Genomic DNA, 255 nt, shown 5'->3' on the forward strand with positions numbered 1-255 from the left:
ATCGCCCCGTGTTTGCCAGAGACTCAATAACTTGAGAAACTGGAACTATGAAAAAATCAAATCGCTATACATCAGAATTTCGTGAACGTGCAATTAGGCTTGTTACCACACAACAGCATGAATACCCTTCTCTTTGGGCTGCGCTAGTATCGATTTCAGATAAACTGGGATGTACCCCAGAAACACTTAGAGCATGGGTCAAGAAATCTCAAGCTCAACCGTCTAAACCCTCTTCTAATACGCAATCAACTGAAG

Annotated in this window: 1 protein-coding gene; it reads left to right on the forward strand. The window is 42.4% G+C overall.

Annotation, left to right across the window (positions count from 1 at the left end):
- Window positions 1-47: 47 nt before the first annotated feature.
- Window positions 48-255 (forward strand): transposase (locus PSH48_RS21295; RefSeq protein WP_273610822.1); only part of this gene is annotated, 208 nt, incomplete at its 3' end.

Origin of the sequence: Pseudoalteromonas sp. Angola-4 (assembly GCF_028599265.1) — a bacterium.
Classification (GTDB): Bacteria; Pseudomonadota; Gammaproteobacteria; order Enterobacterales; family Alteromonadaceae; genus Pseudoalteromonas; species Pseudoalteromonas atlantica.